The following is a 19,390-nucleotide window of genomic DNA, read 5'->3' as shown; positions in this document are numbered from 1 at the left end:
TCGATGTCGCGAGGCTGGTCGGGCCTGGCGGGAGCCGCGAGGAACGAGCGGCGGATGGCGCGCCTCGCGACATCGACACCCGCACCCCGCGACACACGCCGCACCACCGCAAGGCAACAGAGAGAACGTGAATGGGCCGCTACATCCTCCGCCGCACCCTCTTGGGCGTGGCCACCCTGCTGCTCGTGATGTTCGTGCTGCACCTGCTCACGACGTTCGCGATCCAGCTCAACGGCAATCCCGCGCTGGCGTTCTTCGGCGACCACGTGCCGACGAAGTCGCAGCTGGCGGCGGTGGAGGCCCGCTACGGCCTCGACGACCCCTGCTACGACCAGCCGGGCAACCCGTGCCTGGGCCCGTTCGTGGAGCGGCTGGGCTCGTACGCGCAGGGTGACTTCGGCACGAACCTGCGCGGCCGCGAGGTCACGGACATCGTGGCGACGGCGGCGCCGAACACGCTGAAGCTGTTCCTCGTCGTGACGATCGTGTGGTTCGTGCTCGGCATGGGCCTGGGCACGGTGGCGGCGCGCTGGCGGGGCCGGGCGTCGGACCACGGGATCCGGCTGACGTCGGTGCTGATCGACGCGTTCCCGATCTTCGTGCTGCTGCTGGTGTACCGGTACGTGTTCGCGGTGCCGCTGAACGGGTGGGCGAAGGACACGTTCGGGGCGAGCAGCTTGCCGGCGCTGTGGTTCCGGCCGTCGTTCGACGACGACCATCCGTGGGCGACGCTGCTGGTGCCGGGCATCCTGCTGGGCCTGGCGGGCTCGGCGGCGTTCATCCGCCTGGTGCGGGCGAGCCAGCTGGAGTCGTACGCGGGCGACCACGTGCGCACGGCGCGCTCGCGGGGGCTGAACGAGCGGCACGTGGTGGTGCACCACGTGATGCGCAACTCGGCGGTCCCGGTGGTGACGGCGGTGGGGCTGACCTTCACGGAGGCGCTCGCGGGCGCCGTCATCACCGAGGGGATGATGAACATCTACGGCATGGGCGGGGTGCTGTGGAGCGCGGTCCGCGGCGCGGACGTCGCCCTCGTCCTCGGCGTGGTGACGATCCTCGCGGCGGTGACGGTGGTCGTGATGCTGGTGGTCGACGTCGCCTACGCCGCCCTGGACCCGAGGATCCGTTATGCCTGAGCCCACTGCTGCTACTGCGACCCCCGACGCGCCGAAGGTGGACGCCGCCGCGTCGCTGGGCGGGGACGCGTGGCGCCGGCTGCGCCGTCGTCCCGACGTGATCGTGTCGGCGCTGGTCGTCGTCTTCTTCGCCGTGATGGCGGCGTTCCCCCTGCTGTTCACCAGCACGGACCCGCAGCGCTGCCTCATCGGCGACTCGAAGATCCGGCCGCAGGGCGTGGGCGCCGAGCACCCGCTGGGCACCGACGTGCACGGCTGCGACATGCTGGCGCAGCTGGTGCACGGGGCCCGCCCGTCGCTGCTGCTGGCGTTCGTCGTGGTGGGCGCGTCCGTGATCATCGGCGTCGTGCTCGGCCTGCTCGCGGGGTACTACCTGGGCTGGGTGGACACGGTGGTGTCCCGCACGATCGAGGTGTTCCTCGTGATCCCGCTGTTGCTGGCGGCGCTGCTGCTGCTGTCCCTGTTCCGGAACGTGAACGTGGGCGGCGGGTCGTTCGACGTCATCCTCCTGCCGGCGGTCGTCCTCACGATGTTCGGGTGGATGGGGTACGCGAGATACGTGCGGGCGAGCGTGCTGGAGGCGAAGAACCTGGACTACGTGACGGCGGCGCGCGCGCTGGGTGCCTCGGACCTGCGGGTCATGGTGCGGCACGTGCTGCCGAACGCGATCGGCCCGGTGACGGCGCTGGTGCCGACGGCGATCGCGGGGGTGATCAGCGCGGAGGCGGTGCTGGCGTTCCTGGGGATCGGCGTCCGGCCCCCGGCGATCAGCTGGGGGATCATGATCACGAACGGCGCGGAGTGGGTGACCGGCGGGTACCCGTACCTGCTCCTCATCCCGCTCGGGTGCCTGATCCTCACGGTGCTCGCGCTCGTCGTCCTCGGTGACGCGCTGCGCGACGCCCTCGACCCGAGGCTCCGGTGACCGACATGACGGAGAGCATCACGCACACGACGGACGGCACGACGACGGACGCCCGCGAGGCGGGCGAGACCCTGCTCGAGGTGGAGGACCTGGCGGTCGAGTTCCGCTCCGACGACGGGGCGGTGCGCGCCGTCGACGGCCTCAGCTACCGGGTGGAGGCGGGCCGCACCCTGGCCCTGGTGGGGGAGTCGGGCTGCGGCAAGTCGGTGAGCTCGCTGGCCGTGATGGGCCTGCTGCCGCCGACGGCGCGCGTGGTGCGCGGGGCGGCTCGGTACCGCGGCACGGACCTGCTGGGGCTGTCCCCCACGCAGCACCGCGGGCACAACGGCACGCACGTCGCGATGGTGTTCCAGGACGCGCTCGCGGCCCTCAACCCGGTGCACACGGTGGGCTACCAGCTCGCGGAGTCGCTGCGGGCCCGCACGGGGAGCTCGAAGCGGGACGCGCGCCGCCGTGCGGTCGAGCTGCTCGACCTCGTGAAGGTGCCGAACGCGGGGCAGCGCGTGGACGAGTACCCGCACCAGTTCTCGGGCGGCATGCGGCAGCGCGTGATGATCGCGTCGGCCCTCGCGCTCGACCCGGACGTGCTCATCGCGGACGAGCCGACGACGGCCCTCGACGTCACCGTGCAGGCGCAGGTGCTGCGGCTGCTGGCGGAGATCCAGGCGGAGCGGCAGATGGGCCTGGTGCTCATCACGCACGACCTGGGCGTCGTGGCCGGCGTCGCCGACGACGTCACCGTGATGTACGCGGGGCGTGCGGTGGAGCACGCGCCGGTGCGTGACCTGTACGCCGCGCCCGCGCACCCGTACACGCGGGCGCTGCTGCGCTCGGTGCCCCGCCTCGACGCCGGCGGCGACCGTGCCGGCGGCGGCCGGCTGCCCGTGGTGCCGGGCCGCCCGCCCGCTCCCGGCCGCGTCCCGTCGGGCTGCCCGTTCCACCCGCGCTGCGACATGTCCCGCGACGTGTGCCGCACCGACGTGCCGCGCCTCGACGACGTCGCCCCCGGGCGGTCGTCGGCCTGCCACTTCGCCACCGAGCTCCTGGGAGGCGTCCGTGCCTGAGCCCGTCCCCGCGGCCCTCGCGGCCGCCCCCTCCGGCGCCTCCGACGTCGTGCTCGAGGTGCGTGACCTCGCCAAGTCGTACCCGGTGCGCCAGGGCGTCGTCATCAAGCGGACCACCGGCCACGTGCAGGCCGTGGACGGCGTGTCCCTCACGCTGCGGCGCGGCCGCACGCTGGGCCTGGTGGGCGAGTCCGGGTCCGGCAAGTCCACGCTGGCGCGCGTGCTGGTCGGCATCGAGAAGCCGACGCGCGGGCAGGTGCTGGTGGACGGCGAGGACGTGTCGCGGATGTCGCGCGCGGCCCGCCGCGAGCTGCGCCGGTCCGTGCAGATGGTGTTCCAGGACCCGTACACGTCGCTCAACCCGCGCATGTCCGTGGGCGAGATCGTGGCCGAGCCGTTCCGCATCCACCGCGACGCCGTCCCGCGCGGCGGCCGGCGGCGCGCCGTCGCCGAGCTGTTCGAGCTGGTGGGCCTGGACCCGGACCACATGCACCGCTACCCGCACCAGTTCTCCGGCGGGCAGCGCCAGCGCGTCGGCATCGCGCGGGCGCTCGCCGTCAAGCCCCGGGTGCTCGTGTGCGACGAGCCCGTCTCGGCGCTCGACGTGTCCGTGCAGGGGCAGGTCATCAACCTGCTGGAGGACCTGCAGGACGAGCTGGGGCTGTCGTACCTGTTCATCGCGCACGACCTGGCCGTCGTGCAGCACATCGCCGACGAGGTCGCGGTGATGTACCTGGGCCGCGTCGTCGAGGAGGGCGACGGCCCCGCCGTGTACGGCGACGCCCACCACCCCTACACGCGCGCTCTGCTGTCGGCGGTGCCGGTGCCCGACCCGACGGCCCGGCCCGCGCAGGGCGACCTGATGCTGGAGGGCGACCCGCCCTCTCCCGCCGACCCGCCGTCCGGCTGCCGCTTCCACACGCGGTGCTGGCTCGCCCGCCGGCTCGCCGCCGAGCAGGGCGTGGGCGGCGACGGGCCGGAGGCCGTCCCCGAGCGGTGCCGCACCGAGGACCCGGTGCTGGTGCCGCTCGGGCGACGAGACGCCGGGACCGGGGTGCACGCGGCCGCGTGCCACTTCGCCCAGGAGGCCGCCGCGCTCGGCGGGCGGCCCGCGCCGGACGAGTCCGAGCCCGCGGAGACGCCCGACGCGGACGCCGATCCCGACGCCGACGCGAACGCCGACATCGACCCCGAGGCGACGCTCGACCCCGACACCGCCCGCGCCGTCGTCCGCCCCCGGGCGGCCGAGACAGTCCCCGAGACCGCGCCCGACAGCCCCGTCCTCGAGAGCAAGGAGCGCTGACCCGTGCCAGACCGCCGACCGACCGTCGTCCTCGTCCAGAACTCCCCGCACAGCGGGCCGGGGCGCCTGCCCGCCTGGCTGGAGGAGGACGGCGCCGCCGCCGTCGTCGTGCAGGGCGCGGACCTTGCGGAGCAGGTCCCGACGCTCCGCGGCACCGATGCCGACGGCGCCGTGCACGGCCTCGTGCTGCTGGGCGGCGGGCTGCTGCCCGACGAGGACGAGCGCGCGCCGTGGCTGCCGCACGAGCGGGCGCTCGTGGCCGAGGCGCTGGCGGCCGGCGTGCCGGTGCTGGGCATCTGCCTCGGCGGGCAGGTCCTCGCGCACGTCACGGGCGGCACCGTCACGGGCCGGTCGGGGGAGACGGAGAAGGGGCTGTGCCCCGTGCGCCTCCTCGACGACGCGGCCGACGACGCGCTGCTCGGACCCCTCGGCGCGCTGGCCGACGGCGGCGAGGTGCGGATGATCGAGAGCCACGTGGACTCGATCACGGGGCTCCCGCCCGAGGCCGTGCACCTCGCGACGAGCGACGCGTGCGGGGTCCAGGCGTTCCGCGTGGGCGACGTGGCGTGGGGCCTGCAGTTCCACCCGGAGGCCGCGCCCGAGCGCATCGGGTCGTGGGACGCCGACGAGCTGGCCGCGCTCGGCTTCGACCGGGACGAGCTGCTCGCCGCGGGCCTGGAGCGGGCGCCCGAGAACGAGCGGCAGGCGCGGGCGCTGTCCGCCGCCTTCGCCGCCGTCGTCCGCGACCGTTGTGGGCGGGAGACACGCCCTCGACACGCCGGGGAACGGGGCCAAGATCCCGCTCACAACGAGGCGGGGGTGCGGTGATGGTCTCCACGGGCACGCACTCCGACGGCGTCCCCGTCGTCGCGTACCAGGTGCGGCGCGCGGGCGGCGAGGTGCTCGCCGAGCGCGACGCCGACGCGCCGTTCTACGCCGCGTCCACCGTCAAGCTCGCCGTGCTGGTCGCCGCCGCGCGGGCGCTGGAGGACGGGGCCCTGACGGTGGAGCAGGAGGTGGCCAGCACCGACACGTTCCGCTCGCAGGTGCCCGGCGCCCCGGACTACCGCATCGAGCCGGACGACCTCGACCCCGGGATGCCCGCGCCCGGCACCCTCGTGCCGGTGGGCCAGGTGGTCGACCGGATGATCGTCGTGTCGTCCAACGAGGCCACCAACATCGTCATCGAGCTCGTGGGCCTCGACGCCGCGAACCGGGCGCTGGCCGACGCGGGCGCCACCCGCAGCGTCGTCGGGCGCAAGTACAGCGACCTCGCCGCCGAGGCGCGCGGCGACTCCCACCGCACGACCGCCGGCGACCTGGCCGCGCTGATGTCCGCCGTGGTCACCGGGCGCCTCGCGGGGCCCGAGCAGACGGCGTGGATGCTCGGGCTGCTGGCCCGCCAGACGGAACGGCAGCTCACCGCGGCCGTCCCCGACGGCGTGCCGTGCGGGTCGAAGTCCGGCTGGGTGGACGGCATCCGGCACGACGTCGCGTTCGTCGGCGAGCCCGGGCCGGGCGCCCTCGTCGTCGCCGTCTGCACGCGCGGCTACGACGAGGCGCAGGCGGAGGAGACCCTCAAGGCGCTCGGGGCGCTGGCCGTCACGCTCGCCGGGCCGACGCCACCCACATCGCCGCGGCCATGACGGCCAGCAGCGCGGCGACGACCAGCAGCGGGGCCGTCCACGCGCCCGTGGCCTCGTGCACGGCGCCGAGCGCGGTGGGGGCGAGCGCGGCGCACGCGTAGCCCGCTGTCTGCACGACCGCCGACGCGCGCCGGGCCACGGCGATGCCCGGGCTGCGCTGCGCGACGAGCGTGAAGATCGCCGTGAAGTTGCCGCCCTGCGCGGCGCCGGCGAGGCCGACCCACAGCAGCCAGAGGTCGGGCGCGAGCAGCAGACCCACGGGCAGCGACAGCCACATCACCGACAGGACGGCGGCCACCTGCCGCGCGGACAGCCCGCGCGCCAGGCCGGCCGGGACGAGGAACGACCCCGCCACCGCGCAGAGCTGGAACGGCGCGGCCGCCCCGCCCGCGCCGGCCGCCGTCATGCCGAGCCGGTCGTGCAGGATCTCCGGCAGCCACGCCGTGACCGCGTAGTACCCGCTCGCCTGCCCCGCGAACGCGACCGACAGCAGCACGACGAGCCGCCGCACGTCGCGCCGGGCGCCGGGGGCGAGGGCCGTGAGCTCCGCCCGCGCGGACGGCGGCCGGGACCGGCGCGCCGACGCCGGCACCCCCGCCTCGCCGCGGGCGGCCAGGGCACGGCCCGCCGGCACCCACGCGACCAGCGCCGCCACGGCCAGCACGCCCCAGCCGGCCAGCGCCCACTGCCAGCCGAACGCCACGGCCAGCGGCACCGTCAGCATGGTGGTGAACGTGGAGCCGAGGTTCATCATCGCGCTGTACGCGCCGGTCACGGCCGCGGCCCGGCGCCGGAAGTCCCGCGTGATGACCACCGGCACGGCCACGTTGCCGATCGAGATGGCGATGCCCAGCACGGCCGTGCCCACGAGCGCGGCGGGCACCGACCCGGCCGAGCGCACGACGGTGCCCGCGAGGATGCCCGCCAACGCCGCGCCGAGCGCCAGCTCGGGGCCGAGGCGGGCCACCAGCACCGACGCCAGCGGCGTGCACAGCGCGAAGCACAGCACCGGCACGGACGTGAGCAGCCCCGCACCGGTCGAGGTGAGCCCCAGCCCCGCCGCGACCTGGTCGACCACCGGCGGCAGCGACGTGATCGGGGCCCGCAGGTTGAGCGCCACCAGCAGCAGCGCACCGAGCAGCAGCCCGGTGCGGGCGCCGTCGTCGCGCCCGGCGGCGGGGGAGGGGTGCCGGGTCACCGGGGGGTCACGGGATCGCTGGTCGGCACGGCGTCAGTCGTCGAACTGGGCGACGACGGTGCGCAGCAGCGCGGCGAGCTGCGGGCGCACCGCGGCGGGCAGCGCGTCCAGGACGCGGGCCTCGACGTCGAGCAGGTCGCTCATCGCCGCGTCCACCCGCTGCCGCCCCGCGGCGGTGAGCTGCACGAGCACGCCGCGCCGGTCGGACGGCGCGCGGTGCCGCTCCACCAGCCCGCGCCCCTCGAGGCGGTCGATGCGGTTGGTCATGGTGCCGCTGGTGACGAGCGTCTGCGCCACGAGCACGCCGGGCGACAGCCGGTACGGCTCGCCCGCGCGGCGCAGCGCGGACAGGACGTCGAACTCCCACGTCTCCAGGTCGTGCCGCGCGAACGCGCCGCGGCGCGCGCGATCCAGGTGCCGGGCCAGCCGGCTGACCCGGGAGAAGACCGTCAGCGGCTCGACGTCCAGGTCCGGGCGCTCGCGGCGCCACGCGTCGACGATCCGGTCGACCTCGTCGGACCGTGCCTCCACATCCATGCGCCGAGACTACGCCGGTCTCTCGACGTCAAGAATCTTGACACGTGTGATCTCGTGCCGAAGTTGTCCGGATCTGCGCGAGGTAGTGGACCGGACCACTACCTCGCGCAGATCCGGACTACCTCGCGGGGAGCTGAACTACCTCGGCAGGGCTGGAACTACCTCAGCAGGGCTGGAACTACCTCGCGGGGATGCGGACCACCTCGGCGTCAGACGGGATCGAGGCGGACGACGACGGCCTTGGAGACAGGGGTTCGGCTGGTCTCGGCGGTGGCGCCCAGGGGCACGAGGACGTTCGCCTCCGGGAAGTAGGCGGCGGCGCACCCGCGCGCCGTCGGGTAGGCGACGACCCGCTGGCCGCGCAGCACCCGGTCGACGCCGTCGTGGTACTCGCCGTGCACGTCGACGGTGACGCCGTCCGCGAGGCCCAGCTCGGCGAGGTCCTCGGGGTTGACGAGCACGACGGCGCGGCCGCCCTTGATGCCGCGGTAGCGGTCGTCGCGGCGGTAGACGGTGGTGTTGAACTGGTCGTGGGACCGGATGGTCTGCAGCAGCAGCCGCCCCGGCGGGCACTCCACCGGCGCGAGCTCGTTGACGGTCAGGTGCGCGCGGGCGTCGGGGGTGGGGAAGGTGCGCGAGTCGCGCGGGGCGTGCGGCAGCCGGAACCCGCCCTCGCGGCGGATCTTCGCGTTGTACCCCTCGCAGCCGGGCACGACCCGCGCGACGTGCTCGCGGATCACGTCGTAGTCGCGCTCCATGGCGAGCCAGTCGACGGGCCCGGGGCCGCCCGGGCGCCGGCCGAGGACGGCGCGCGCCATGCGGGTCACGATCGACACCTCCGACAGCAGGGTGGGCGCCACCGGGTCGACCTTCCCCCGCGACGCGTGCACGGCGCACACCGTGTCCTCCACCGACACGAACTGCTCGCCCGACGCCTGCCGGTCGATCTCCGTGCGCCCGAGGGTGGGCAGGATCAGCGCCTCGCGCCCGACGACGGCGTGCGAGCGGTTCAGCTTGGTGGAGATCTGCACGCTGAGGTCCGTGCGCGAGACTGCCTCCTCCGCCGCGACGGTGTCCGAGATCGCGCCGACCAGGTTGCCGCCCAGCGCGACGAGGGCCTTGACCCGCCCGTCCGCCATCGCCTCCACGGTGCCCACGGCGTCGAGCCCGTGCGCGCGGGGGACCTCGAGGCCGAACTCGGCGTCGAGCGCGTCGAGGAAGCCGTCCGGCATCTGCTCCCAGATGCCCATGGTGCGGTCGCCCTGCACGTTGGAGTGCCCGCGGATGGGCGACGCGCCCGCGCCCGGGCGGCCGATGTTCCCGCGCAGGAGCAGCAGGTTGACGATCTCCTTGATGGTGGGGACCGCCTTGGCGTGCTGCGTGAGCCCCATCGCCCACGTGACGATGACGTTGTCCGCCCGCACGTAGCGGTCGGCGAGCTCGTCGATCTCGCGGCTCGTGAGGCCGGTCGCGGCGAGGACGGCGGCCTCGTCGAGGTCCGCCAGGTGCGCGGCCAGCTCCTCGAGCCCCGACGTCCGCTCGGCGAGGAACGCGTGGTCCAGCACCGTGCCGGGCGCGGCGGCCTCGGCCTCCAGCACCCGCTTCGACACCGCCTGCAGCAGCGCCATGTCGCCGCCCAGCCGGATCTGCAGGAAAAGGTCGGCGAGCCCGGTGCCGCGCCCCGCCAGCCCCCGCGCGGTCTGCGGGTTCTTGTAGCGCATGAGCCCGGCCTCGGGCAGCGGGTTCACGGCGACGATGCTCGCGCCGTTCCGCTTGGCCTCCTCCAGCGCGGTGAGCATGCGTGGGTGGTTGGTGCCCGGGTTCTGCCCCATGATCACGATGAGGTCGGCCAGGGCGAAGTCGTCGTAGGTGATCGTCGCCTTCCCGACGCCGATCGTCTCGCCCAGCGCGGCACCCGTGGACTCGTGGCACATGTTGGAGCAGTCGGGCAGGTTGTTCGTGCCGAAGGCGCGCACGAAGAGCTGGTAGGCGAACGCGGCCTCGTTGGAGGTGCGCCCGCTCGTGTAGAACGACGCCTGGTCGGGGTCCTCGAGTCCGCCGAGGCGGTCGCCGAGGATCGCGAACGCCTCGTCCCACGACACCGGCACGTAGTGGTCGGAGTCGGCGGCCTTGTGCACGGGCTCCACCAGCCGGCCCTGCTGCCCCAGCCAGTGCTCGGTGCGGGTGCGCAGGTCGGAGACGGGGTGCTCGGCCCAGAACTCCGGCTCGACGACGAGCGGCGTCGCCTCCCACGTGACCGCCTTGGCGCCGTTCTCGCAGAACTCGGCGGGCTTGCGCCGGTCCGGGTCGGGCCAGGCGCAGCTCATGCAGTCGAAGCCGTCCTTGTGGTTCATCGACAGCAGCAGCTTCGCCGTGCGGCTCGCGCCCATCCCGCGCACCGCCGGGACGAGGGCGTGCACGATGCCGGGCACGCCGGCCGCCCAGTCCTTCGGGGGCCTCGTCTCGCGGGGCTGCGGCCCCACGGGCTCGCCGTCGTCCCGGACCTCCTCGGGCTGCTGCGTGGTCATGCCGCGTCCCCTCTCCGGTGCCGGCGTCTCTGGTCCTGGTGCGCGGCGTCCTCGTGCGTCTCGACCACCCGGTGCTCGCCGGCGTAGACGACGAGCGTGGGGTCGCGCACGAACCCCACGAGCGTCAGGCCGGCCTCGTCGGCCAGCTCGGCCGCGAGGGACGACGGCGCGGAGACCGCCGCGAGCACCGGCACGCCCGCCATGACCGCCTTCTGCGTCAGCTCGAAGCTGGCGCGCCCGGACACGACGAGCACGGTGCCGCGCAGCGGCAGGCGCCCGGCGGCGGCCGCCCACCCGACCACCTTGTCGACGGCGTTGTGCCGGCCCACGTCCTCCCGCACGACGAGGGCCTCGCCGGTCGCGGCGTCGAACAGGCCCGCGGCGTGCAGTCCGCCGGTCCGGGCGAACACGTCCTGCGCGGCCCGCAGTCGGTCGGGCAGGGCGGCGAGCAGCGCGGCGTCCACGCGCACCGGGTCGCCGGCGACGTCGAAGGCGCTGCGCGTGAACACGGCGTCGATCGACGCCTTCCCGCACAGCCCGCACGCGCTGGAGGTGAAGAACTCCCGGGCCAGCGCCGGGTCCGGCGGGGCGACGCCCGCGGCGAGCGCGACGTCGAGCACGTTGTAGGTGTTCTCGCCCGGTTCCGCCGGGCCGGGCGCGCAGTACCGCGCCCCCGCGACCTGCGCCCCGTCGGTCACCACGCCCTCGGAGACGAGGAAGCCGGTCGCGAGCTCGACGTCGTGGCCGGGCGTGCGCATCGTGACCGCCAGCGACCGACCGCCCACGCGGATCTCCAGGGGCTCCTCGCCGGCGAGCAGGTCCTCGCGGCGCGCGGTGCGCCCGCCGATGGTGACGCGCCTGACGCGGCGTCGGACGGTGACGCGGGTCATACCCGCAGGCCTAGCAGACCCGGGGGCCGGGCACAACGGCAGCCCGCCCGACGAACCGGCCCGACCTGCCGAGACCACCCGACCGGGCCTACGGTCGGGGGACCGGCTCAGACCGGGCCGGGCGTGTTCAAGGAGGAGCACCATGGCAGACACCAACCGCGCGGTCGCGTACAAGGGGCCGGGCGAGGTCGAGGTCATCGACATCGACTACCCGACGTTCGAGCTCAAGGACGGCCCCGGGGTGAACCCGGCGAACGTCGGCCGCAAGGTGCCGCACGGCGTGATCGTCAAGACCGTCGCGACGAACATCTGCGGTTCGGACCAGCACATGGTCCGGGGGCGCACGACCGCCCCGAAGGACCTCGTGCTGGGGCACGAGATCACCGGCGAGGTGGTGGAGACGGGGCCGGACGTCGAGTTCGTCAAGGTGGGCGACATCGTCTCCGTGCCGTTCAACATCGCGTGCGGGCGCTGCAAGAACTGCAAGGAGCGCAAGACCGGCATCTGCCTGAACGTGAACCCGGACCGCCCGGGCAGCGCGTACGGGTACGTCGACATGGGCGGCTGGGTCGGCGGGCAGGCGAACTACGTGCTGGTGCCGTACGCGGACTGGAACGTGCTGCGGTTCCCGGACCGCGACCAGGCGCTCGAGAAGATCATGGACCTGACGATGCTGTCCGACATCTTCCCGACCGGCTTCCACGGGGCGGTGACCGCGGGCGTGGAGGTCGGCTCCACCGTGTACGTCGCGGGGGCCGGGCCGGTGGGGCTCGCCGCCGCGACGGGCGCGCTGCTGCTCGGGGCGGCGGTCGTCATCGTCGGCGACATGAACTCCGGCCGGCTGGCGCAGGCGCGGTCGTTCGGCTGCGAGGCCGTTGACCTCACCAAGGGCGGGCCGGCCGAGCAGATCGAGCAGATCCTCGGCGTGCCCGAGGTGGACTGCGGCATCGACGCCGTCGGCTTCGAGGCCAAGGGGCACGGCGCCGGGGCGAAGGAGGCACCGGCGACCGTCCTCAACGACCTCATGGACCTCACGGCGGCGGGCGGCGCGCTGGGCATCCCGGGGCTGTACGTCACGGGCGACCCGGGCGGGATCGACGAGGCCGCGCAGAAGGGCGCGCTGTCCCTCAGCCTCGGGACGGGGTGGGCCAAGTCGCTGGCGTTCACCACCGGCCAGTGCCCGGTGATGAAGTACCACCGGGGGCTGATGCAGGCGATCCTGCACGACCGCGTGCAGATCGCGAAGAACGTCAACGCGAAGGCCATCACGCTCGACCAGGCCCCGCAGGGGTACGCCGAGTTCGACGCAGGCGCCGCGACCAAGTACGTCATCAACGCGAACGGCTACCTCGACGGCAAGTGACCGGTCGGGCCCGGGAGCTGTCAGGGCCACGTGCACCGCAACCTGCGCGTGGTCCTGACAGGTCGGGGGTCAGCGGGACTTCGTCAGCTGAGGCTTGCGCTCCATCCCGGACAGGCCGTTCCAGGCGAGGTTGACCAGGTGCGCGGCCACCTCGGCCTTCTTCGGGCTGCGCGCGTCCAGCCAGTACTGGCCCGTGAGGGCGACCATCCCGACGAGCATCTGCGCGTACAGGGGCGCCGCCTTCGGGTCCAGGCCGTTGGCCTTGAACTGGTCGCCGAGGATGTGCTCGACCAGCGTCGCGACGTCGCCGATGAGCGACGAGAACGTGCCGGTGGCCTGGGCCACGGGGGAGTCGCGCACGAGGATGCGGAAGCCGTCCTCCGACGCCTCGATGTACCCGAGCAGGGCCAGCGCCGTCCGCTCCACCAGCACCTTGGGGTGCCCGCCCTCCTCCAGCGCGCCGGTCAGCGCGTCGGTGAGGGCGCGCACCTCGCGGTCGACGACAACGGCGTAGATGCCCTCCTTGCCGCCGAAGTGCTCGTAGACGACGGGCTTGGACACCTCCGCGCGGGCGGCGATCTCCTCGACGCTGGTGCCGTCGAACCCCTTCTCGGCGAACAGGCCGCGGCTGACCTCGAGCAGCTGCTCGCGCCGCTGGCTCGCCGTCATCCGTGCGCGCGGCGGACGCTTGGGCGCTCGGGAGTCGGTGGGCATGGGGTCATTGTGCCTGGGCGCGCCGCCGGGACGCGAGGACGGTGCGCAGCGACGGCAGCGACCACGCGGAGGCGGCCGCCGGGAACGCCAGCACCATGGCGGACAGCAGCACCATCACGGGGTACTGCCAGACCAGCAGGTCGGCGAGCCAGTACGAGGCGAGGACGACGACGGACACGCCCGCCGCGGACCGCGCGAGCACCCCGAGGAGCAGGGCCGCGCCCAGCACCGTCTCGAGCAGCGGCATCGCCGCGCCGAACAGCCCGGGAGCCGAGCCCAGCACCGCGTCCGCGAAGGCCTGGAAGAAGCCCGGGACGCGGGGGTTGGACGCCGCGCCGTCGACGACGAGCCCGATGTCGGCGGCCCCGAAGCCGGCGCGGTACTTCACGAAGCCCTCGTGCAGCCACAGCGCGCCGAGGGCCACGCGGGCCGCCCCGGCGAGGGCCGGGGCGACGCGCGCGGAGGTGGTGGTCGCGTCGCGGGGCACGGCGGCCGTCACATCAGCGTGGCCGCGCCGAACACGGCCTTCGCCTTGTCGCAGTGCACGACGACGTCCGTGAAGTCCGCGGGGTCCATGCCCTCGAGGCCGTCGAGCGTGAACGTCTGGGAGGCCTCGTCGAAGGCGACCTCCCCCAGCTCGGTGCCCGCGGAGACGGCGGCCTCGTCGGTGCCCTTCGCGAGGTACAGGTGCAGGTCGGGCCCCTCGTCGGAGGAGAAGCCGGACAGGGTCACGGTGTCGCCCTCGATCATGACCATGCCCTCGACCGCCTTGCCGTTCATGCCGGCGAACGTGCCGTGCTGGGCCATGGGGTCCGCGGACGACATGTCGTCGGTCGCCATGTCGTCGGAGGCCATGTCGTCGGACTGCATGGACCGGGTGGCGTCGGGGGTCATGGCGTCGCCGGATCCGGCGTCGTCGGCGCCGCAGGCGGTGAGGGTCAGGGCCAGGGCGACGAGCCCGGTGGTGGCGAGTGCCTTCGCACGCATGAGGGGTGTCCTGTTCGTCTCGGGGGTGGGTACGACGACGAGGCAACCACCGCGCCGGCACCCGGGCGGGCGGTCTTGCAGTTCCGTAAGGACCACCGGGCCCCGGGCCGCGACTGCGTACCGTGCTGTGCATGGGCAGCAGCAGGCCGCGGGTGATGGTCGTGGAGGACGACGCGACGGTGCGCACCGTCGTGGGCGACTACCTGCGCGCGGGCGGGTACGACGTCGCCCTGTACAGCGACGGCACGGCGGCGCGCGACGCGCTGCGCGCCGACCTCCCGGACGTGCTGGTCGTGGACCGGATGCTGCCGGGGGTGACGGGGGACGACCTGTGCCGGGACGTGCGCCGGGTGTCCGACCTGCCGGTCATCATGCTCACCGCGCTGGGCGCCGTCGAGCAGCGGATCGCCGGGCTGGAGCGCGGCGCCGACGACTACGTCACCAAGCCGTTCGCCCTCAAGGAGCTGCGGCTGCGGGTGGACGCGCAGCTGCGGCGGCGCGCGCCGGCGTCGCCGGCGGCCGTGTTCGCCGTCGGGGACTTCCGGGTGGACCCCGGGCACCGCCGGGTGTGGCGGGGTGGGGACGAGGTGGCGCTGACCACGCGGGAGTACGAGCTGCTCCTGTACTGCGTGCAGCACCCCGACGAGGTGCTCGCCCGCGACGCCCTCCTGGGCGAGGTGTGGGGCTGGAGCTTCGGGGACGCGTCGACCGTCACCGTCCACGTGCGGCGCCTGCGGGAGAAGATCGAGCCGGAGCCCCGCTACCCGGTCTACCTGCGCACCGAGTGGGGCGTGGGCTACCGGTTCACCCCGCGGGGGGAGGCTCGATGAGCGGCGTCTTCGACGGCATGCTCGGGCCCGCGGACGTCGGCCTCATCGTCCTGACGACGGCGGCGTGCACCGTGGTGGTGACGGCCGTGGCGCTCCTGGTGCTGCGCTGGAACCGACGCGGGTCGGTCGCCTCGCAGTTCGCGGTGGTGATCGGCGCGGCGGTCGCGTCGATCGTCGCGTCGGTGGTCGCGGTGATGGTCGAGATGTTCATCTCCGCGCACGACCTCGTCGTGCTGAGCACGGTGGTGGTCGTGTCGACGGTGCTGAGCCTCGTCGCCGCGTGGCTCACGACCGCGCGCGCGGTGCGCCGGTCCGTGGGGACGCTGACCGAGTCCGCCCGGCGGATCGCCGACGGCGCGGTCCTGGAACCCGCGCCGGCGGGCTGGCGGGAGTTCGACGAGCTGCACGCCCGGCTCGTGGACACCTCGACCCGCCTGGCCGCGGCGCGCGCCGAGATCGACAACCTCGATGCCGCGCGCCGGCAGTTCTTCGCCTGGATCTCCCACGACCTGCGCACGCCGCTCGCCGGCATCCGCGCGATGACGGAGGCGCTGGACGACGGCGTCGCGCCCGACCCGGACGAGTACGTGCGGGCCATCCGGTCGAGGGTCGACACGCTGACGGCGATGGTCGACGACCTGTTCGAGCTCTCCACCCTGCAGAGCGGGACGCTGCGGCTGCAGCGCGAGCTCGTCGTCCTGCTCGACGTCGTCTCCGACGCCGTGGTCGACGTCCAGCCCGCCGCGGAGGGCCGGGGCGTGCGCGTGGTCCAGGCCGGCATCGAGGGCCACCTGCTGTGGGCGGACCCGCGCGAGCTGACCCGGGCGGTCGGGAACCTGCTCGCCAACGCGGTGCGCCACGCGCCGGCGGGCAGCGACGTCGTGGTCTCCGCCCACGTCAGCGACGACGAGCACCTGGTGCTCAGCGTGCTCGACCACGGCAGCGGCGTGGACGCCGCGGACCTGGGCCACCTGTTCGACGTCGGGTGGCGCGCCAGCGCGGCCCGCACCACCGACGAGGCCGTGGGCGCGGGGCACGGCGCGGGGCTCGGGCTCGCCATCGTGCGGGGCATCGTCGAGGCCCACGGCGGGTCCGTCACCGCGGCGCACGTCGCCGACGGGTTCGAGCTCGCGCTGACGCTCCCGCGCGCCCCCGACGACGCCCCCGACGACGGCCGCGACGGCGGCCGCGACGGTGGTCCGGGCGGCGGTCCGGACGGCGCGGGGGCGACGCCGCGCTGACGCGGGGGCGGCCGCGGGATGTGGCGCGCGCCACGGCATCGGGTCGCCGGAGAGCCGGGCGAGCGGCGAGGGCGGTCCTGCGGACCTGGCAGACTGAGGACGGACGCCCGACGGTGCCGCGCCTCCCGCGTGCACCGGCCCGGGGCCCGATCCGCCTTGGTGTAATCGGCAGCACAGAGGTTTTTGGTGCCTTTGGTCCAGGTTCGAGTCCTGGGGGCGGAGCGCGTGCACCACCGACGAAGCACACCCCGAGAGAGACGGAGCACTCGTGGTCTCGACAGGCTCGACCGCCGCAGGTTCGACCGAGGCACCCTCCACCCCGAGACCAGCGGCCGTGGTCGTCCTCGCCGCGGGGCAGGGGACACGCATGAAGTCCGCGACACCGAAGATGCTGCACAGCATCGGCGGGCGCACACTGCTCGGCCACGCGCTCGCTGCGGCGCGCGAGCTCGACCCGGAACAGGTGGCCGTCGTCGTGCGGCACGAGCGGGAGCTGGTCGCAGGGGCCGCGCTCGCCGCCGACCCCGCGGCGCTCGTCGTCGACCAGGACGAGATCTACGGCACCGGCCGCGCCGTCCAGTGCGCCCTCGATGTCCTCGACGCCCGCGCCCACGCGGGCCGCGCGGCCGCGCTGGCGCACGCCGACGACCTGCACGACGACCACGCGAACGGTGGGGACCACCCGCTGGGCGACGGCCTGGCCGGGTCCGTCGTCGTCCTGGCCAGCGACATCCCGCTGCTCGACGGCGCCACGCTGGGGCAGCTCCTCGCGGCGCACCACGCGGACGGCAACGCCGTCACCATCCTCACGACCGAGGTCGCCGACGCCACCGGCTACGGCCGCATCGTGCGCGAGCCCGGCTCGGGCGACGTGCTGGCGATCGTGGAGCACAAGGACGCGACGCCCGAGCAGCGCGAGATCCGCGAGATCAACAGCTCCGTCTTCGTCTTCGACGCCGCGGTGCTGCGGGGCGGCCTGGCCGGGCTCGGCACGGACAACGCGCAGGGCGAGGTCTACCTCACCGACGTCGTCGCGTCCGCGCGGGCCGAGGGCGGGGCCGTGCGCGCCGTGCTCAGCGACGACCCGATGCTGGTCGAGGGCGTCAACGACCGCGTCCAGCTCGCCGCCCTCGGCGCCGAGCTCAACCGCCGCGTGCTCACCGAGTGGATGCAGGCCGGCGTCACCGTCGTCGACCCCGCGTCCACCTGGGTGGACGTGGACGTCGAGCTTGCGCCGGACGTGACGCTGCTGCCCGGCACGCAGCTGCACGGGGCCACGAAGGTCGAGACCGGCGCGACGATCGGCCCCGACACCACGCTGACCGACGTGGAGGTGGGGCCGGGCGCGACGGTCGTGCGCACGCACGGGTCGCTGTCCGTCATCGGCGAGAACGCGTCCGTGGGCCCGTTCGCCTACCTGCGACCCGGTACCGAGCTGGGCACGAAGGGCAAGATCGGCACGTTCGTCGAGACGAAGAACTCCCAGATCGGCGAGGGGTCGAAGGTGCCGCACCTGTCGTACATCGGCGACACGACGATCGGCGAGCACACCAACATCGGGGCCGCCGCCGTCACCGTGAACTACGACGGCCAGAAGAAGCACCGCACGACGATCGGCTCGTACGCCAAGACGGGCGCCGACACGATGTTCGTCGCCCCGGTGACGGTGGGCGACGGCGCCTACACCGCCGCCGGCTCGGTGATCATCAAGGACGTGCCCGCCGGCGCGCTCGGCGTCGCGCGCGCCCAGCAGCGCAACGTCGAGGGCTGGGTCGAGCGGCGCTGGCCCGAGACGCCGGCCGCCGCGGCCGCCGCGCGCGCCCGCACCGGGGCGTCGGCCGGGCAGCTCGGTGCGCAGGCGCAGGAGCAGCTCGCCGCGCACAATGCCCTCACCGGCGCCATCCCCGTGGTGCCCGCCCCCGACCAGGCCGCCCCGGCCCCCACCAGCCCCGCCGTCGACAGTTCCGACCCGACCGAAGGAAGCACGCAGCGATGAACAACTTCATCCCCGGAACCGGAGAGCGCACCCTGGTCCTCGCCTCCGGACGGGCGCACCCGGAGCTCGCGGAGGCCGTGGCCAAGGAGCTCGGGATCGAGCTGCTCCCGGTCTCGGCGTACGACTTCGCGAACAGCGAGACGTACGTGCGCTTCAGCGAGTCGGTCCGCGGCACCGACATCTTCCTGCTGCAGAGCCACACCGCCCCGGTGAACCAGTGGCTCATGGAGCAGCTGCTCATGGTGGACGCCGCGAAGCGCGGGTCCGCCCGCTCCGTGACGGTCGTGGCGCCCTTCTACGCCTACGCCCGCCAGGACAAGAAGAGCCGCGGGCGCGAGCCGATCTCGGCCCGCCTCGTCGCCGACATGCTCAAGACCGCGGGCGCCGACCGCATCCTGAGCGTCGACCTGCACACGCCGCAGATCCAGGGCTTCTTCGACGGCCCGGTGGACCACCTGTGGGCCATGCCCGTCCTCGTCGACTACGTCCGCACCCGCGTGGACCTGTCCAACGTGGCCGTGGTGTCGCCGGACGCCGGCCGCATCCGCGTCGCCGAGCAGTGGGCGGCCAAGCTGGGCGGCTGCCCGCTCGCCTTCGTGCACAAGACGCGCGACGTCACGCGCCCGAACCAGGCCGTCGCGAACCGCGTCGTCGGCGAGGTCGAGGGCCGCGACTGCGTGCTCGTCGACGACCTCATCGACACCGGCGGCACCATCGCCGAGGCCGTCAAGGTGGTCATGGAGGCCGGCGCCCGGTCCGTGACCGTCGCCGCGACGCACGGCGTGCTGTCCGACCCGGCCGCGCAGCGCCTGCAGGAGTGCGGCGCCGCCGAGGTGGTCGTCACCGACACGCTGCCGATCTCGGCCGACAAGCGGTTCGAGAAGCTCACCGTGCTGTCCATCGCGCCGCTCGTCGCGCGCGCGATCCGCGAGGTCTTCGACGACGGCTCCGTGACGAGCCTGTTCGACGGCAACGCCTGACAGGACCTCCCCCTCCCGCGGAGCGCGGGGCACGACGGTCATCGTCGTGCCC

The 19,390-nt window shown here is 74.3% G+C and carries 18 protein-coding genes and 1 tRNA gene; 12 read left to right on the top strand and 7 right to left on the bottom strand.

From position 1 onward, the window contains the following. The first annotated feature begins 167 nt into the window (after positions 1 to 167). The 6 genes from ACFWDO_RS18030 to ACFWDO_RS18005 are packed head-to-tail and all read left to right on the top strand — an operon-like array spanning position 168 to position 6,074. The gene (locus tag ACFWDO_RS18030) at positions 168 to 1,136 is read left to right on the top strand and encodes an ABC transporter permease (protein WP_380321776.1); all 969 of its coding nucleotides are present in this window, start codon (positions 168 to 170) and stop codon (positions 1,134 to 1,136) included. Then, positions 1,129 to 2,061, top strand: coding sequence for an ABC transporter permease (locus ACFWDO_RS18025; RefSeq protein WP_380321780.1), 933 nt, complete (start codon positions 1,129 to 1,131; stop codon positions 2,059 to 2,061). Before ACFWDO_RS18030 ends, ACFWDO_RS18025 begins: the two co-directional genes overlap by 8 nt. Positions 2,062 to 2,066: 5 nt before the next feature. After that, the gene (locus ACFWDO_RS18020) at positions 2,067 to 3,125 is read left to right on the top strand and encodes an ABC transporter ATP-binding protein (protein ID WP_380321783.1); all 1,059 of its coding nucleotides are present in this window, start codon (positions 2,067 to 2,069) and stop codon (positions 3,123 to 3,125) included. Further along, complete coding sequence (locus ACFWDO_RS18015; RefSeq protein WP_380321786.1) at positions 3,118 to 4,428, top strand: ABC transporter ATP-binding protein; 1,311 nt, start codon at positions 3,118 to 3,120, stop codon at positions 4,426 to 4,428. The genes ACFWDO_RS18020 and ACFWDO_RS18015 overlap by 8 nt, the downstream gene beginning before the upstream one ends. Before the next feature lie 3 nt (positions 4,429 to 4,431). After that, a complete protein-coding gene (locus tag ACFWDO_RS18010; RefSeq protein ID WP_380321789.1) occupies positions 4,432 to 5,256 on the top strand; it encodes a type 1 glutamine amidotransferase in 825 nt (274 codons plus the stop codon). Further along, positions 5,256 to 6,074, top strand: a complete 819-nt coding sequence (locus ACFWDO_RS18005) for a serine hydrolase (RefSeq protein ID WP_380321792.1) — start codon at positions 5,256 to 5,258, stop codon at positions 6,072 to 6,074. The genes ACFWDO_RS18010 and ACFWDO_RS18005 overlap by 1 nt, the downstream gene beginning before the upstream one ends. On the opposite strand, the gene ACFWDO_RS18000 is transcribed toward ACFWDO_RS18005, so the two are convergent. The 4 genes from ACFWDO_RS18000 to fdhD form a co-directional block, all read right to left on the bottom strand. After that, entirely contained in the window at positions 6,031 to 7,272 is a 1,242-nt protein-coding gene (locus ACFWDO_RS18000; protein WP_380321795.1) for a CynX/NimT family MFS transporter, read from the bottom strand. The genes ACFWDO_RS18005 and ACFWDO_RS18000 overlap by 44 nt on opposite strands. 33 nt (positions 7,273 to 7,305) lie before the next feature. Then, complete coding sequence (locus tag ACFWDO_RS17995; protein WP_380321798.1) at positions 7,306 to 7,809, bottom strand: MarR family winged helix-turn-helix transcriptional regulator; 504 nt, start codon at positions 7,807 to 7,809, stop codon at positions 7,306 to 7,308. A gap of 209 nt (positions 7,810 to 8,018) precedes the next feature. Further along, on the bottom strand, positions 8,019 to 10,337 hold the full coding sequence (locus ACFWDO_RS17990; protein WP_380321801.1) for an FdhF/YdeP family oxidoreductase: 2,319 nt from the start codon (positions 10,335 to 10,337) through the stop codon (positions 8,019 to 8,021). Then, positions 10,334 to 11,227 carry a formate dehydrogenase accessory sulfurtransferase FdhD gene (gene fdhD / locus ACFWDO_RS17985; protein WP_380321804.1) on the bottom strand — a complete coding sequence of 298 codons (894 nt, stop codon included), beginning with the start codon at positions 11,225 to 11,227 and terminating at the stop codon, positions 10,334 to 10,336. The genes ACFWDO_RS17990 and fdhD overlap by 4 nt, the downstream gene beginning before the upstream one ends. A gap of 142 nt (positions 11,228 to 11,369) precedes the next feature. Between fdhD and fdhA the strand changes: the two genes are divergently transcribed. Then, positions 11,370 to 12,590: a formaldehyde dehydrogenase, glutathione-independent gene (gene fdhA, locus ACFWDO_RS17980; RefSeq protein ID WP_380321807.1), complete on the top strand. Its 1,221-nt coding sequence runs from the start codon at positions 11,370 to 11,372 to the stop codon at positions 12,588 to 12,590. Positions 12,591 to 12,659: 69 nt separating this feature from the next. On the opposite strand, the gene ACFWDO_RS17975 is transcribed toward fdhA, so the two are convergent. From ACFWDO_RS17975 to ACFWDO_RS17965, 3 genes are read right to left on the bottom strand one after another with little or no spacing between them, the layout of a single operon-like run. Beyond that, entirely contained in the window at positions 12,660 to 13,259 is a 600-nt protein-coding gene (locus ACFWDO_RS17975; protein ID WP_380321828.1) for a TetR/AcrR family transcriptional regulator, read from the bottom strand. Between the two features lie 49 nt (positions 13,260 to 13,308). Beyond that, positions 13,309 to 13,803 carry a hypothetical protein gene (locus ACFWDO_RS17970; RefSeq protein WP_380321810.1) on the bottom strand — a complete coding sequence of 165 codons (495 nt, stop codon included), beginning with the start codon at positions 13,801 to 13,803 and terminating at the stop codon, positions 13,309 to 13,311. Continuing rightward, complete coding sequence (locus ACFWDO_RS17965; protein WP_380321813.1) at positions 13,800 to 14,291, bottom strand: DM13 domain-containing protein; 492 nt, start codon at positions 14,289 to 14,291, stop codon at positions 13,800 to 13,802. The genes ACFWDO_RS17970 and ACFWDO_RS17965 overlap by 4 nt, the downstream gene beginning before the upstream one ends. A 131-nt stretch (positions 14,292 to 14,422) precedes the next feature. On the opposite strand from ACFWDO_RS17965, the gene ACFWDO_RS17960 reads away from it, so the two are divergent. The 5 genes from ACFWDO_RS17960 (at position 14,423) to ACFWDO_RS17940 (ending at position 19,338) form a co-directional block, all read left to right on the top strand. After that, complete coding sequence (locus ACFWDO_RS17960; protein ID WP_380321816.1) at positions 14,423 to 15,121, top strand: response regulator transcription factor; 699 nt, start codon at positions 14,423 to 14,425, stop codon at positions 15,119 to 15,121. Continuing rightward, entirely contained in the window at positions 15,118 to 16,362 is a 1,245-nt protein-coding gene (locus ACFWDO_RS17955) for a sensor histidine kinase (protein WP_380321819.1), read from the top strand. Before ACFWDO_RS17960 ends, ACFWDO_RS17955 begins: the two co-directional genes overlap by 4 nt. A gap of 150 nt (positions 16,363 to 16,512) precedes the next feature. Then, positions 16,513 to 16,584, top strand: a tRNA-Gln gene (locus tag ACFWDO_RS17950). 145 nt (positions 16,585 to 16,729) lie between these two features. Next, a complete protein-coding gene (gene glmU / locus ACFWDO_RS17945; RefSeq protein ID WP_380321822.1) occupies positions 16,730 to 18,358 on the top strand; it encodes a bifunctional UDP-N-acetylglucosamine diphosphorylase/glucosamine-1-phosphate N-acetyltransferase GlmU in 1,629 nt (542 codons plus the stop codon). Then, complete coding sequence (locus ACFWDO_RS17940) at positions 18,355 to 19,338, top strand: ribose-phosphate diphosphokinase (RefSeq protein WP_380321825.1); 984 nt, start codon at positions 18,355 to 18,357, stop codon at positions 19,336 to 19,338. The genes glmU and ACFWDO_RS17940 overlap by 4 nt, the downstream gene beginning before the upstream one ends. Positions 19,339 to 19,390: the final 52 nt, after the last annotated feature.

The organism is Isoptericola sp. NPDC060185 (genome assembly GCF_042728595.1).
Taxonomy (GTDB): Bacteria; Actinomycetota; Actinomycetes; order Actinomycetales; family Cellulomonadaceae; genus Isoptericola.
Note: the sequence above shows the minus strand (reverse complement) of the source record. Positions and strands in the feature narration are given on the sequence as shown.

Coding starts and splice junctions, on each gene's coding strand:
- ACFWDO_RS17965 (WP_380321813.1), bottom strand. CDS start 14,291: ATGCGTGCGAAGGCACTCGCCACCACCGGGCTCGTCGCCCTGGCCCTG.
- ACFWDO_RS17995 (WP_380321798.1), bottom strand. CDS start 7,809: ATGGATGTGGAGGCACGGTCCGACGAGGTCGACCGGATCGTCGACGCG.
- fdhA (WP_380321807.1), top strand. CDS start 11,370: ATGGCAGACACCAACCGCGCGGTCGCGTACAAGGGGCCGGGCGAGGTC.
- ACFWDO_RS17940 (WP_380321825.1), top strand. CDS start 18,355: ATGAACAACTTCATCCCCGGAACCGGAGAGCGCACCCTGGTCCTCGCC.
- ACFWDO_RS18005 (WP_380321792.1), top strand. CDS start 5,256: ATGGTCTCCACGGGCACGCACTCCGACGGCGTCCCCGTCGTCGCGTAC.
- glmU (WP_380321822.1), top strand. CDS start 16,730: ATGAAGTCCGCGACACCGAAGATGCTGCACAGCATCGGCGGGCGCACA.
- fdhD (WP_380321804.1), bottom strand. CDS start 11,227: ATGACCCGCGTCACCGTCCGACGCCGCGTCAGGCGCGTCACCATCGGC.
- ACFWDO_RS18020 (WP_380321783.1), top strand. CDS start 2,067: ATGACGGAGAGCATCACGCACACGACGGACGGCACGACGACGGACGCC.
- ACFWDO_RS17975 (WP_380321828.1), bottom strand. CDS start 13,259: ATGACGGCGAGCCAGCGGCGCGAGCAGCTGCTCGAGGTCAGCCGCGGC.
- ACFWDO_RS18025 (WP_380321780.1), top strand. CDS start 1,129: ATGCCTGAGCCCACTGCTGCTACTGCGACCCCCGACGCGCCGAAGGTG.
- ACFWDO_RS17960 (WP_380321816.1), top strand. CDS start 14,423: ATGGGCAGCAGCAGGCCGCGGGTGATGGTCGTGGAGGACGACGCGACG.
- ACFWDO_RS17990 (WP_380321801.1), bottom strand. CDS start 10,337: ATGACCACGCAGCAGCCCGAGGAGGTCCGGGACGACGGCGAGCCCGTG.
- ACFWDO_RS17955 (WP_380321819.1), top strand. CDS start 15,118: ATGAGCGGCGTCTTCGACGGCATGCTCGGGCCCGCGGACGTCGGCCTC.